Below are 12,227 nucleotides of genomic sequence, written 5' to 3'. Positions count from 1 at the left end.
GCGCCCAAACCGCCCACATATCCCTTCATTCATCTACATTTCAAAGAGCGTGAGGACAAAACTTTTCGAGGCGCCAGTCTCCTAGCGTTCCCCGAACCGCCGTGTCTTCAGAATTTCCCACAACCGCCGCCCGCTTCCGCGTCCAACCGCTGCCACCCACCCGCTTCCGCCACCGTCTGGCGTCGTCTGCGTCTCGGTGAGGCGGTATTTAGGGAAACACCACAAAACCCGCAAGCGAAAAAAACACCTGCCGTCGCATTTTCTTCGTATTTCCCGATTTTATAGCAAAATCCGTGGCTTGGCGAAACTTTGACCAAGTGGTCAGGGGTTCCGGCGCAAGATTGTTGCGCCGGAAATCCGGGGAATCACACCCAGACCAGGCTTTTCGGGCCATTGCGGGCGAGTCGCACCAGCAGAAGCCCGGCGAGCAGCGCGGCATAGATCAGCATTTCCCGCGTGTAGACCTTTCCGACCATGGTGAAGTGCAGCACGGCCAGAATCGTCGCGGGATAGGCGAGCTTGTGCAGCTGGTTCCAGCTTTGCGCGCCGAGCTTGCGGATCGACCGGTTGTTCGAGGTCACCGCCAGCGGGATCAGCAGGACGAAAGCCGTCATGCCGATCAGGATATACCACCTCTTGTAGAGGTCCGGCAGGATCTGCCCCCAGCGCAGCCCCATGTCGATGGTCAGCCAGGAGGCGAAGTGCAGCACCACGAAGGCGAAGGCCACGAGGCCCAGCTGGCGGCGGAACCGCAGAAGGTTCAGCCCGATCCAGCGCAGCGGAGAGATGAAGAGCGTCGCGATCAGCAACCGCAAGGCCCAGAGGCCGAGGCCCCATTCGATGCCGCGCACCGGGTCGGTCTGGTTCAGGCCCTGGAAGATCACCCAGGCCGCAAGCGCGAGGCCGATCAGGTAGATCGTCCAGACCGGGACCCGGCGCAGGGATTTGTTGATCTTGTCCAGCATCAGTAGTTCTTCGCCAGATCCATGCCGGCATAGAGGCTGGCCACCTCATCGCCATAGCCGTTGAACTTGAGCGTGTCCTGCCGGCCCGCGAAAAGCCCGGCCCCGATGCGCCGCTCGGAAGCCTGGCTCCAGCGCGGGTGGTCGACCTCGGGGTTCACATTGGCGTAGAAGCCGTATTCATTGGCGGCCATCATGTTCCAGGTGGTTTGCGGCATCTGGTCGGTCAGGCTGATGCGGACGATCGACTTGACGCTTTTGAAGCCATATTTCCACGGCACCACCAGGCGGATCGGAGCGCCGTTCTGGTTGGGCAGCGGTTTGCCGTAAAGCCCGGTCGCCATCAGGGTCAGGGGATTCATCGCCTCGTCCAGGCGCAGGCCCTCGCGGTAGGGCCAGTCGAGGATGCCGGATTTCTGGCCGGGCATTTCCTCGGGCCGGACCAGGGTTTCGAAGGCGACGAATTTGGCCGAGGGCTGCACGCCGATCTTGTCGAGCAGGGCCGACAGCTGGAAGCCGTTCCACGGGATGATCATCGACCAGGCCTCGACACAGCGGAAGCGGTAGATCCGCTCCTCCACCGTCAGGCCGGAGATCAGGTCGCCCAGGTCGTAGTCGCCGGGCTTGTCGACCATGCCGTCGACCTTCACCTTCCAGTTCGTCGTGGTCAGGCTGCCGGCATTGGCGGCGGGGTCTTCCTTGCCGGTGCCGAATTCGTAGTAGTTGTTGTAGCCCGAGATCTCCTCGAAGGTGTTGGGCTTGTCGTCTGTGGAATATTTGCTTTTGGCCAGCGCGGGCGAGGCCAGAAGGGCGGCCCCGGCGGCGGCGATGATCTGACGACGGTTCAGGAAAACGGAGTGCGGGGTGACGTCGGACCAACGCAGGTGAGTTTTGAAAGACATTCGAAGCTCCTCTCATGCCAGAAGGCGGATGATGGGGCAGCGCGCCGGGAACCCGAAGACCGCCTCTGAGGACATTACGGTCTTCAGGGCGAAGGCGTTTCAGATATTGCGCTCACAATCCCGTGATCGGGGGCATTCCGGGCGCTTCTCACGCGGATGTGCGCCAGACCGCCCCCTTTGAATGGCGGGGGCGGTCTGGAGGGCGTCAGATCTTGTGCTGGCGCAGATAGTCGTAATAGGGCAGCGCCTCGTCCGCGAGGCGCTGGAATTCGGGCGCGAGGTCGGGCAGCGGGCCTTCCGGCGCGTCCAGACCGGTCGATTGGTGGACGGCATTGTACCAATGCGGCGCCCAGGCGCCGTCATAGGGCTTGGGGCCGGCGGGCCAGGACAGCATCTTTTCGGTGAAGGGAATGCCCAGGGCTTCGCAAAGCCGGGTCAGGGTTTCACGGGGCCTCGCGCGGATATCGTAGCTGTCCACCACCACGGGCGGCTCGCCCAGCCAGTCGGAGACCTCGTTGTAGAGATGCGCCTGCTGGAGAAAGCCGATATCGTGCAGCGTCGGGCTTTCGCGCTTCTTGGAATAGCTCGCCACCACATAGGCGGGATGGCGGATCAGGAAGACATTGGTCAGGCCCAGCATGAAGCCACGCTCGAACTCCTTGATCATGTGGAGCGTCATGTGCTTCTGGTAGAAAATCCGCTGCGCCTGCGGGATCGGGCCGAGGCAGGCTTCGGCCACCTGTGCGGGATCGGGCTGGCCCGCCGCGATCACCTCGGCGGCCATCGGGTGGTCGATGCCGGTGGCTTTCAGATAAGCGGCATAGAAGGGTTCGTCCCAGACCGCGCAATCGCCGCGGGCGGCGAAGGCATACATCAGGGCGGTGGACAGGTTGCGCGGGCCGCTCCACATGGCGATGCGGTGGGGATCGGGGGTCATGCGCCGACAAGCTCCTTGTACAGGCTGCGGATGCGTTCGGTCATCGGCCCCATCTCGCCGGTGCCGATCTTGCGGCCGTCGATGGTGCTGACCGGGGTCTGGGCGCCGAAGGTGCCGGTGAGGAAGGCTTCATCGGCGGAATAGGTGTCGACGAGCGAGAAGTTGCGCTCGAAGACCGGGATGCCGTTGGCGCGGCAGAGGTCGATGACCTTCTGACGGGTGATGCCGTTCATGCAGTAATCCCCGGTCGAGGTCCAAACCTGGCCCTTCCGCACAATGAAGAAGTTGCAGGCGTTGGTCGTGTTCACAAAGCCGTGGACGTCGAGCATCAAGGCCTCATCCGCGCCGGCCTTTTCGGCGGCGATGCAGGCCAGGATGCAGTTCAGCTTGGAATGGCTGTTCAGCTTGGGGTCCTGGGTCATCGGCAACCCGCGCATATGCGGCACGGTGGCCAGACGGATCGGCCGCGGCAGTTTCTGGCGCGAATGTTCCATGATGATCACCATGGTCGGGCCGCGCTGCGACAGTTTGGGATGCTGGAAGGGCCGGGTCTTCACGCCCCGCGTCACCATCAGGCGGGCATGGGCATCGGTGACAAAGCCATTGGCGGCCTGGGTGTCGTAGACGGCCTGGATGACCTGCGCTTTGGTCAGGCCGATGTCGAGGTCGATGGCCATCGCCGCCTCGAACAGGCGGTCGATGTGTTCTTCGAGGAAGGTCCAGCGGTTGTTGTAAAGCCGGATCCCCTCCCACACGCCATCGCCCAGCATGAAGCCGGAATCGTAGACCGAGACCATGGCTTCCGCCTTGGGAACGATCTTGCCGTTGACATAGATGAGGATCGCCTCGTTGCGGGCGTCATCCTCGGCCTGGTGGGTGGAAACATTGTCAGTCATCTGGGGCCCTCGATTTGGCGCAGAAGGTAAGGGGGGCTTTCGGCGAAGGGAAGGGTTGGTTAGGGTTTGCGGCCAGAGTTCGGGGGAAGATGTGCAAGACGAAGTCACGCCGATGATGGCGCAGTATCTGGAGATCAAGGGCCGCTATCCCGGCGCCTTGCTGTTCTACCGGATGGGCGACTTTTACGAGATGTTCTTTCAGGACGCGGTGGAGGCGTCAGAGGCGCTCGACATCGCCCTGACCAAGCGCGGCACCCATGCCGGAGCGCCCATTCAGATGTGCGGCGTGCCGGTTCATGCGGCGGAGGGCTATCTTCTGGGCCTGATCCGCAAGGGCTTTCGCGTGGCGATCGCCGAGCAGATGGAAGACCCGGCCGAGGCCAAGAAGCGCGGCTATAAATCCGTCGTGAAACGCGATGTGGTGCGGCTGGTCACCCCCGGCACCCTGACCGAGGACAGCCTCTTGGAGGCGCGGCGGTCGAACTACCTTTGCGCCTTTGCCGAGCTGCGCGAAGAAGGCGCGCTGGCCTGGGCCGATATCTCGACCGGGGAGTTCCGGGTGATGCCCTGCCCCCCTGCCCGGCTCGCCGCCGAACTGGCCCGGCTCGCCCCGCGGGAGGTGCTGGTGTCCGAAGCGCGAGAGAGCACTTGGGCCGAGGTGGTGCGCGAGGCGGGTGCCGCGATCACCGCGCTGTCGCGGGGGAGCTTTGATTCTTCGGGCGCCGAGGCGCGGGTTTCGGCGCTGCATGGCGTGGCGGGGCTGGCGAGCTTTGGCAGCTTTGGCCGGGCCGAGGTTTCGGCGATGGGCGCACTGGTCGATTACCTGGAACTGACCCAGCGCGGCAAACTGCCCCTGCTGCGCCCGCCGGTGCGGGAGGCCTCGGGCGGGACGGTGCAGATTGATGCGGCGACGCGGCGCAACCTGGAACTGACGCAGGCCCTGTCGGGCGGGCGTGAGGGGTCTTTGCTGGCAGCGATTGACCGGACCGTGACGGCGCCGGGGGCACGTCTGCTGGAGGTGCGTCTGTCGAGCCCCTCGCGCGATCTGGCGGTGATCGGGGCAAGGCTGGAGGCGGTGCGCTGGCTGGTCGAAGGATCTGCCCGCCACGATCTGCGCGATGCCTTGCGGATGGTGCCCGACATGGACCGGGCGCTGTCGCGGCTGGCGCTGGAACGCGGCGGGCCGCGCGATCTGGCGGCGATCCGCGCCGGGCTGGCGCAGGCGGCACGGATCGATCTGCCCGGCGCGCCCGGGGTTCTGGTCGAGGCCTGCCGGGCGCTGCGCGGGCAGGAGGATCTGGTGGATCTTCTGGACCGGGCCTTGGTCGCCGAACCGCCGCTGCTGGCGCGCGACGGGGGATATGTGGCCGAGGGCTTCGATGCGGAGCTGGATGCGACGCGGCGCCTGCGCGACGAGGGGCGCGCCGTGGTGGGCGACATGCAGGCGCAGTTCATTGGCGAGACCGGGATATCCTCGCTGAAGATCAAGCATAACAATGTCTTGGGCTATTTCATCGAGGTCACCTCGCTGCATGCCGACAAGCTGTTGGGCACGGGCAAGTTCATCCACCGGCAGACCAATGCCAATGTGATGCGGTTTTCCACCGTGGAGCTGAGCGAGATGGAGACGCGGATCCTCAACGCCGGGAACCTGGCGCTGGAGCAGGAGAAGGCGCATTTCGATGCGCTGCGGGCCGAGGTTCTGGCCCGGGCCGCGGCGATTGCCGGGGCGGCACGCGGCTTGGCCGAACTGGACCTTGCGGCGGCGCTGGCCGATCTGGCGGTGGCCGAGGATTGGACCGCGCCGGTGGTGGACGACAGCCGCGCCTTCATCGTCGAGGGCGGGCGGCATCCGGTGGTGGAGCGCAGTCTCAAGCGGCAGGGTCAGGCCTTTGTGCCCAACGACTGCCGCCTGACGGAGAAGGACACGCCGGCGATCTGGCTCATCACCGGGCCGAACATGGCGGGTAAATCGACCTTCCTGCGGCAGAACGCGGTCATCGCCCTGCTGGCGCAGATGGGGAGTTATGTGCCTGCCAAGGCGGCGCAGGTTGGTCTGGTGAGCCAGCTGTTCAGCCGGGTGGGGGCGGCGGATGACCTGGCGCGCGGGCGGTCGACCTTCATGGTGGAAATGGTCGAGACGGCGGCGATTTTGAATCAGGCGGATGACCGGGCGCTGGTGATCCTGGATGAGATCGGGCGGGGCACGGCGACTTATGACGGGCTTTCGATTGCCTGGGCGACGCTGGAAAACCTGCATGCCGTCAACCGCTGCCGCGCGCTCTTTGCCACGCATTACCACGAGATGACGGCCTTGGCGGGCAAGCTGAAGGGCGTGAAGAACGCCACGGTCACGGTGAAGGAATGGGAGGGCGACGTGATCTTCCTGCACGAGGTGCGGGAGGGGGCGGCGGATCGCAGCTATGGCGTGCAGGTGGCGCGGCTGGCCGGTCTGCCGCATGCGGTGGTGGAGCGGGCCAAGGTCGTGCTGGAGGCTTTGGAGAAGGGCGACCGCGACCGGCCCTCGCAAAAGGCCTTGATCGATGATCTGCCGCTGTTCCGTGCGGTGAAACCGGAGCCTGCGGTGCGCATCGCAGCCTCTGCCGTCGAGGCGCGGTTGAAGGAGATCAGCCCGGATGACCTTTCCCCGAAGGAGGCCTTGGGGCTGCTTTATGAACTGAAGGGCCTGCTGCCTTAAGCCTCGCTGTCCAGCACCTCGACGGCGAGGATGGTGGGCAGGTGGCGGGCGACTTCGGTCCAGCTGTCGCCCTCATCGAGGCTGGCAAAGACCGAACCGCTGTTTGTGCCGAAATAGATGCCGGCCGGATCGCGGGCGTCGCCGGCCATCGCCTGGCGCAGCACGGTGAAATAGCAGGCGGTCTGCGGCAAGCCCGCGCGCAAGTCGGTCCAGCTTTTGCCGCCATCGCGCGAGCGCCAGACGGCGGCCGCCGCACCCGGCGGATAGCGTCCGGCGGAATCACCGTTGAGCGGTAGGGTCCAGAGCGTATCGGGGTCACGGGGATGCACCCGGATCGGGAAGCCGAAGGTCGAGGGCAGGCCTTCGGTGATATCCTCCCAGCTGCGGCCGCCGTCGGCGGAACGCCAGACACCGTGGTGATTCTGCTGGTAGAGCACATCCTCGGACCCCGGGGCGCGCATCATGTTGTGGACGCAATGCCCGGTATCGCCATCGCGCGGCGCTGCGGGATGATCGTGGTGGACATGGGGCACGGTGTTGGAGAGGCGGTTGCGCCTTTCCCACGACGCGCCGCCATCCTCGCTGGCGAAAACCCCGGCGGCGGAAATGCCGATCCAGAGCTTCTTGGGGTCCTTGGGGTCGCTGACGATGGTGTGGAGCACCAAACCCGCCGCCCCGCCCTGCCAGCTGGCGGCAGAGGGATGGTCGGTCAGGCCGGGCAACAGCGCCCAAGTGGCGCCGCGATCATGGCTGGCCAGAAGGCTGGCGGGTTTGGTGCCGGCATAAAGCGTGTCGCCGGACTGCCCCAGCGACCAGATCTGGCTGAAACTGTCGCCGAAGGGGAGCGGGCTGTCCGTCCAGCCGATGGCGCGGGCAAAGTCCGGGTCATTGGCGGCCCAGTCGTCCATCTTGCCCTTGGTCAGCTTGGCCAGGGTCCAGGTGGCGCCATGGTCGGAGGAGCGCCAGATGCCGGCGCCGCTCCACTCGCTGCCGCCACCGGCCCAGATCTCGCCGGTCTCAGGGTCGCCGATCATGTGATTGATGACCCAACCGTTGCAGAACGGGCCAGAGACGACCCAACCTGCGCGGTCGGGTCCGCCAGAAATCAGAAAAGCGCCTTTTGTCGTGCCGACAAGTAGGGTCAAGGCCTTGGCCATGCGAGCCTCCGTTCCGGAACCTCGCAAAGACTAGCATGCGGGAGGCGACCCGCATAGCCTTTGGCGCGGGCGGGTCAGCCCTGGGTGTTGGACGAAACGCCAACCTGCGCCGGGCGCAGCAGGCGGTCGTGCAGCATGAAGCCCTCGGTCATCACCTGGATGATGGTGCCGGCCTTGGTGCCGGGCAAGGGCGCCTCGAACATCGCCTCCATGCTTTGGGCATCGAAGACATCGCCGACCACGGGGGAAATCGGGCGGACGCCGTGCTTGGTCATCACATTGGTCAGCTCGCGCAGGGTCAGTTCGACACCTTCGGTCAGGGCGGCGGCCTGGGCCTTCAGCTCTTCCGGCACGGCGGTCAGGGCACGCTTGAGGTTGTCGTAGACCGGCAGAAGATCGCGGGCGAGGCGGGTGGAGCCATATTGCTCGGCCTCGCGGCGGTCGCGCTCGCCCCGCTTGCGGGCGTTTTCAGCATCGGCCAGGGCGCGCATGTAACGGTCGCGCATCTCGTCCCGCTCGGCCTTGGCGGCGGCGAGTTCTTCGCTTTCCATGAAGGATTCGAGGTCCTTCAGATCAATTTCCGCGCCGTCCGACGCCGGGCCTGTCTTGTCGTCTGCCATTCTGTTCCACCTTTTCAAACTCAGCCCTTGCCCCGTCCGGAGACCATGCGGCCCACCAATTGCGCCGTATAGTCCACGATCGGAACAATCCGCCCATAGTTGAGTCGGGTCGGGCCGATGACGCCAATGGCGCCAATGATCTTTCGGTCGGCGTTCATATAGGGAGAAACCACCAGAGTGGAACCCGAAAGTGAGAAAAGCTTGTTCTCGGAACCGATAAAAATGCGGACACCTTCGCCGGTCTCGGTCATTTCGAGGAAATCCGCGATGTCGCGCTTGCGTTCGAGGTCGTCGAAGAGGGTGCGGATGCGGTCGAGGTTGAGGGATTCGGGGTCGGCGTCGATCAGGTTGGCCTGCCCGCGCACGATCAGCCGCTCGCCCCGCTCACCGGCGTTTTCCCAGAGGGCGAGGCCGTTTTCGACAAGATCGCGGGCCAGAACGTCGATCTCTTGCCGGTTCAGCGCGATCTGGGCCGCGATCAGCGGGCGAAGTTCGGAGAGGCGGCGGCCCTCGGCGATGGAGTTGAGGAAATTCGCCGCTTCGCGCATCGAAGAAGGGGTCTGGCCGGGCGGCGGGTTGAAGACGCGGTTTTCGACATGGCCGTCGACGAAGACGAGGACCACCAGCGCGCGCTCGGCGGAAAGGCTGACAAACTCGATATGGCGGATCGCGGTTTCCTGTTTCGGCGCCAGCACCAGCGATGCGGAGCGGGTGATGCCCGAAAGCGCCGCGCCGACGTGATCCAGAAGCGAGGCCACATCGGTATCTTCGCGCTCGACCGAGGATTCGATCTTGGCGCGGTCGGCTTGGTCGATCGTGCCGACCTCCATCAGCCCGTCGACGAACATGCGCAGACCCAGCTGGGTCGGGATGCGCCCGGCCGAAACATGCGGGCTGTCGAGCAGGCCCAGATATTCCAGATCCTGCATCGTGTTGCGAATCGTGGCAGCCGAGAGCTTTTCGGTCATCGTGCGGGTCAGGGTGCGCGAGCCGACCGGATCGCCGGAACTGAGGTACGATTCGACCACGCGACGAAAGACCTCGCGGGAACGGTCGTTCAGTTCGGTCAGGATCGCGGATTTGTCGGCCATGACCCTATCTAGGGACTGCGGGGCCGCGCCGTCAATCGGGGTTGCACCCGGGGGCTGCAGCGTCATATCTGGCCTTGACAGAGAAACTTGAGAAAAAGGTGGAAAATGCGTCCTTCTGGCCGGAAATTGGATGAATTGCGGACGGTGTCGATCGAGGCCGGGGTGATGAAACACGCAGAGGGCTCTTGCCTGATCAAGATGGGCGACACGCATGTGCTCTGCTCCGCCTCGATCGAGGAGAAGCCGCCGAGTTTCCTGAAGGGCACCGGGCTTGGCTGGGTGACGGCGGAATATGGCATGCTGCCGCGCGCGACGGGTTCGCGGACCCGGCGCGAGGCGGCGGCGGGCAAGCAATCGGGCCGCACGCAGGAGATTCAGCGGCTGATCGGCCGTGCCCTGCGCGCCGGTGTGGACCGTTCGGCCCTGGGCGAGCGGCAGATCGTGATCGATTGCGACGTGCTGCAGGCCGATGGCGGGACGCGCTGCGCCTCGATCACCGGGGGGTGGGTCGCGCTGAAGCTGGCGGTGAACAAGTTGATGAAGGCGGGTGTGATCATCAGCGATCCGATGATCGACCATGTCGCCGCCGTGTCCTGCGGCGTCTATGCCGGGCAAGAGGTGCTGGACCTGGACTATGCCGAGGATTCGGTTGCGGGCACCGACGGCAATTTCGTGATGACCGGGCGCAAGCGGATGATCGAAGTGCAGATGTCGGCCGAAGGGGCGACCTTCTCGCGCGATGAGATGGGCAAGCTGCTGGATCTGGCCGAAGCGGGTGTCGCGGCCCTTGTCGCGGCGCAAAAGGCAGCGATTGGGGCATAGGATGCGGATTCTTCCGGGTGAGACACTACTGGTAGCGACGGGGAACCGCGGCAAGCTGGCGGAAATCTCGGCCTTGCTGTCGCCTTACGGCGTGAAGGTCCTGTCGCTGGCCGATCTGGGACTGGGTGAACCGGAAGAAACCGAACGCAGCTTTGCGGGGAATGCCTTGCTCAAGGCCAGGGCGGGGGCGAAAGCCTCTGGCCTGCTGACCCTGGCCGACGATTCCGGCCTGATGGTCGATGCCCTGGGCGGGGCGCCCGGCGTTTACACCGCCGATTGGGCGGAAGGCGCCAAGGGGCGCGATTTCGGGAACGCGATGGCGAAGACCTGGGCCTTTCTGCAGGCGGTGAAGGCCCCTGCCCCGCGGACCGCCGCCTTCTGCTGTACCCTGGCATTGGTGCGGCCGGAGGGGGAAGCGCAGGTCTTTGCGGGCAAGGTGCAGGGGCAGATCGTCTGGCCCGCCCGGGGAAAACAGGGTCACGGCTATGACCCGATCTTCGTGCCCGATGGCCATGACCAGACCTTTGGCGAGATGGACGACACCGTCAAGAACCGCATCAGCCATCGGGCCGATGCTTTTGCAAAACTGATCGAGGAATGTTTCACGTGAAACTCATCTCCACAGGATCGCCCTTCGAGGCGACAATGGGCTATAGCCGGGCGGTCGTTAAGGCGGGCTGGTGCTTTGTGTCCGGTGTGACGGGCTATGATTACAAGACGATGCAGATCCCCGACAGCGTCGCCGATCAGGCGCGGAACTGCTTTGCCACCATCGCCGGGGTGCTGGAGCAAGCGGGTTTTTCCATGGGCGATATCGTCCGGGTGCAATATACGCTGACGGATGCCGCGCTGGTCGAGGAGGTGATCCCGGTTCTGGGCGAAAACCTCCGCACCATCCGCCCCGCCGCGACGATGGTGATTGCAGGGCTGATCCGGCCCGAAATGAAGATCGAAATCGAAGTCACCGCGTTCAAGGGATGATGATGGAAGACTGGCGAAACGGCGGCTTTGGCCTGTACCTGCATTGGCCGTTCTGCCAGTCCAAATGCCCCTACTGCGACTTCAACAGCCATGTCGCGAGCCGGATCGATCAGGATCGCTGGCAAAAGGCCTATCTGGCCGAGATTGCGCGGATCGCGGTCGAGACCGAGGGGCGGGTCCTGAACTCGGTCTTCTTCGGGGGCGGCACGCCGTCCTTGATGAACCCCGATCTCGTGGCCGCGATTCTGCAGGCCGTGGGCAAAAGCTGGACCCTGGCCAACGACATCGAGATCACCATGGAGGCGAACCCGAGTTCGGTCGAGGCCGGGCGTTTTGCGGGATACCACGATGCGGGGGTCAACCGGATCTCGATCGGGATGCAGGCGCTGAATGACCCGGATCTGAAGCGCCTTGGCCGGATGCACAGCGTTGCGGAGGCGAAGGCGGCCTACGACATCGCGCGCAGCACCTTTGACCGGGTCAGTTTTGACCTGATCTACGCGCGGCAGGACCAAAGCGCGGAGGCTTGGGCGGCCGAACTGCGCGAAGCCCTGTCGATGGCGCCGAGCCACCTGTCGCTGTACCAGCTGACGATCGAGGACGGTACGGTCTTCGGCGCGCGTCATGCCCTGGGGCAGTTGCGCGGGCTGCCCAGCGAGGATCTGTCGTCGGACATGTATGAGATGACGCAGGATCTGTGCGAAGCGGCGGGCCTGCCGGCCTATGAGGTGTCCAACCACGCCAAGCCTGGGCAAGAATCGCGCCACAACCAGATCTATTGGCGGATGGGCGATTACGTGGGAATCGGGCCCGGCGCCCATGGCCGATTGACCCTGGACCACCACCGCTGGGCGACCGAAGCCCCGAAACAGCCCGGCCAGTGGCTGGAACAGGTCGAGCGCGGTGATGGCGGTGAGAGCCCGCGGCAATCCTCTGCCAATGAAGACCACGCGATGGAATATCTGCTGATGTCGCTGCGGCTGCGCGAAGGCAGCGACATGGCGCGCTTCAACGCCATTTCCGGCCGCGATCTGCCACAGGCCAAGATCGAAGAACTTGTGGCCGATGGGTTGCTGCAGGTGGAAGGCACCCGCCTGAAAACCACGCAGAACGGCCGGCTGTTGCTCAATGCCATCCTGCGGGAATTGCTGGTGAATTAGG

General features: G+C 64.7%; 12 protein-coding genes. 5 read left to right on the top strand and 7 right to left on the bottom strand.

The features are described 5' to 3' along the window. Window positions 1-365: 365 nt before the first annotated feature. The 4 genes from AC1DZT_RS07100 to AC1DZT_RS07085 form a co-directional block, all read right to left on the bottom strand. A complete protein-coding gene (locus AC1DZT_RS07100; RefSeq protein WP_478005910.1) occupies window positions 366-965 on the bottom strand; it encodes a protein-methionine-sulfoxide reductase heme-binding subunit MsrQ in 600 nt (199 codons plus the stop codon). Beyond that, window positions 965-1,864, bottom strand: a complete 900-nt coding sequence (msrP, locus tag AC1DZT_RS07095; protein ID WP_478005909.1) for a protein-methionine-sulfoxide reductase catalytic subunit MsrP — start codon at window positions 1,862-1,864, stop codon at window positions 965-967. Before msrP ends, AC1DZT_RS07100 begins: the two co-directional genes overlap by 1 nt. Window positions 1,865-2,069: 205 nt before the next feature. Then, window positions 2,070-2,801, bottom strand: coding sequence for a sulfotransferase-like domain-containing protein (locus AC1DZT_RS07090; RefSeq protein WP_478005908.1), 732 nt, complete (start codon window positions 2,799-2,801; stop codon window positions 2,070-2,072). Continuing rightward, entirely contained in the window at window positions 2,798-3,697 is a 900-nt protein-coding gene (locus AC1DZT_RS07085; protein WP_478005907.1) for a D-amino acid aminotransferase, read from the bottom strand. The genes AC1DZT_RS07090 and AC1DZT_RS07085 overlap by 4 nt, the downstream gene beginning before the upstream one ends. A gap of 112 nt (window positions 3,698-3,809) precedes the next feature. Here AC1DZT_RS07085 and mutS point away from each other — a divergent pair, with 112 nt between their 5' ends. Continuing rightward, window positions 3,810-6,395 carry a DNA mismatch repair protein MutS gene (mutS, locus tag AC1DZT_RS07080; RefSeq protein WP_478005922.1) on the top strand — a complete coding sequence of 862 codons (2,586 nt, stop codon included), beginning with the start codon at window positions 3,810-3,812 and terminating at the stop codon, window positions 6,393-6,395. Here mutS and AC1DZT_RS07075 read toward each other — a convergent pair. From AC1DZT_RS07075 to hrcA, 3 genes are all read right to left on the bottom strand, one after another. After that, window positions 6,392-7,552, bottom strand: coding sequence for a WD40/YVTN/BNR-like repeat-containing protein (locus tag AC1DZT_RS07075; RefSeq protein ID WP_478005906.1), 1,161 nt, complete (start codon window positions 7,550-7,552; stop codon window positions 6,392-6,394). The genes mutS and AC1DZT_RS07075 overlap by 4 nt on opposite strands. A gap of 74 nt (window positions 7,553-7,626) precedes the next feature. Continuing rightward, window positions 7,627-8,103, bottom strand: coding sequence for a nucleotide exchange factor GrpE (locus AC1DZT_RS07070; protein ID WP_478005921.1), 477 nt, complete (start codon window positions 8,101-8,103; stop codon window positions 7,627-7,629). A gap of 89 nt (window positions 8,104-8,192) precedes the next feature. Further along, window positions 8,193-9,263, bottom strand: coding sequence for a heat-inducible transcriptional repressor HrcA (gene hrcA / locus AC1DZT_RS07065; RefSeq protein ID WP_478005905.1), 1,071 nt, complete (start codon window positions 9,261-9,263; stop codon window positions 8,193-8,195). Between the two features lie 105 nt (window positions 9,264-9,368). Here hrcA and rph point away from each other — a divergent pair, with 105 nt between their 5' ends. The 4 genes from rph to hemW are packed head-to-tail and all read left to right on the top strand — an operon-like array spanning window position 9,369 to window position 12,226. Further along, window positions 9,369-10,085, top strand: a complete 717-nt coding sequence (rph, locus tag AC1DZT_RS07060; protein WP_478005904.1) for a ribonuclease PH — start codon at window positions 9,369-9,371, stop codon at window positions 10,083-10,085. A gap of 1 nt (window position 10,086) precedes the next feature. Next, window positions 10,087-10,695 carry an RdgB/HAM1 family non-canonical purine NTP pyrophosphatase gene (gene rdgB / locus AC1DZT_RS07055; RefSeq protein WP_478005903.1) on the top strand — a complete coding sequence of 203 codons (609 nt, stop codon included), beginning with the start codon at window positions 10,087-10,089 and terminating at the stop codon, window positions 10,693-10,695. Continuing rightward, complete coding sequence (locus tag AC1DZT_RS07050) at window positions 10,692-11,066, top strand: RidA family protein (RefSeq protein ID WP_478005902.1); 375 nt, start codon at window positions 10,692-10,694, stop codon at window positions 11,064-11,066. The genes rdgB and AC1DZT_RS07050 overlap by 4 nt, the downstream gene beginning before the upstream one ends. Window positions 11,067-11,068: 2 nt before the next feature. Next, the gene (gene hemW, locus AC1DZT_RS07045; RefSeq protein ID WP_478005901.1) at window positions 11,069-12,226 is read left to right on the top strand and encodes a radical SAM family heme chaperone HemW; all 1,158 of its coding nucleotides are present in this window, start codon (window positions 11,069-11,071) and stop codon (window positions 12,224-12,226) included. Window position 12,227 lies beyond the last annotated feature (1 nt).

This window comes from Rhodobacter sp. P1_C2 (assembly GCF_056406375.1).
Note: the sequence above shows the minus strand (reverse complement) of the source record. Positions and strands in the feature narration are given on the sequence as shown.

Excerpts from the sequence above, each read along its gene's own strand:
- AC1DZT_RS07100 (WP_478005910.1), bottom strand. The coding sequence starts at position 965 with ATGCTGGACAAGATCAACAAATCCCTGCGCCGGGTCCCGGTCTGGACG.
- msrP (WP_478005909.1), bottom strand. The coding sequence starts at position 1,864 with ATGTCTTTCAAAACTCACCTGCGTTGGTCCGACGTCACCCCGCACTCC.
- AC1DZT_RS07090 (WP_478005908.1), bottom strand. The coding sequence starts at position 2,801 with ATGACCCCCGATCCCCACCGCATCGCCATGTGGAGCGGCCCGCGCAAC.
- AC1DZT_RS07085 (WP_478005907.1), bottom strand. The coding sequence starts at position 3,697 with ATGACTGACAATGTTTCCACCCACCAGGCCGAGGATGACGCCCGCAAC.
- mutS (WP_478005922.1), top strand. The coding sequence starts at position 3,810 with ATGATGGCGCAGTATCTGGAGATCAAGGGCCGCTATCCCGGCGCCTTG.
- AC1DZT_RS07075 (WP_478005906.1), bottom strand. The coding sequence starts at position 7,552 with ATGGCCAAGGCCTTGACCCTACTTGTCGGCACGACAAAAGGCGCTTTT.
- AC1DZT_RS07070 (WP_478005921.1), bottom strand. The coding sequence starts at position 8,103 with ATGGAAAGCGAAGAACTCGCCGCCGCCAAGGCCGAGCGGGACGAGATG.
- hrcA (WP_478005905.1), bottom strand. The coding sequence starts at position 9,263 with ATGGCCGACAAATCCGCGATCCTGACCGAACTGAACGACCGTTCCCGC.
- rph (WP_478005904.1), top strand. The coding sequence starts at position 9,369 with ATGCGTCCTTCTGGCCGGAAATTGGATGAATTGCGGACGGTGTCGATC.
- rdgB (WP_478005903.1), top strand. The coding sequence starts at position 10,087 with ATGCGGATTCTTCCGGGTGAGACACTACTGGTAGCGACGGGGAACCGC.
- hemW (WP_478005901.1), top strand. The coding sequence starts at position 11,069 with ATGGAAGACTGGCGAAACGGCGGCTTTGGCCTGTACCTGCATTGGCCG.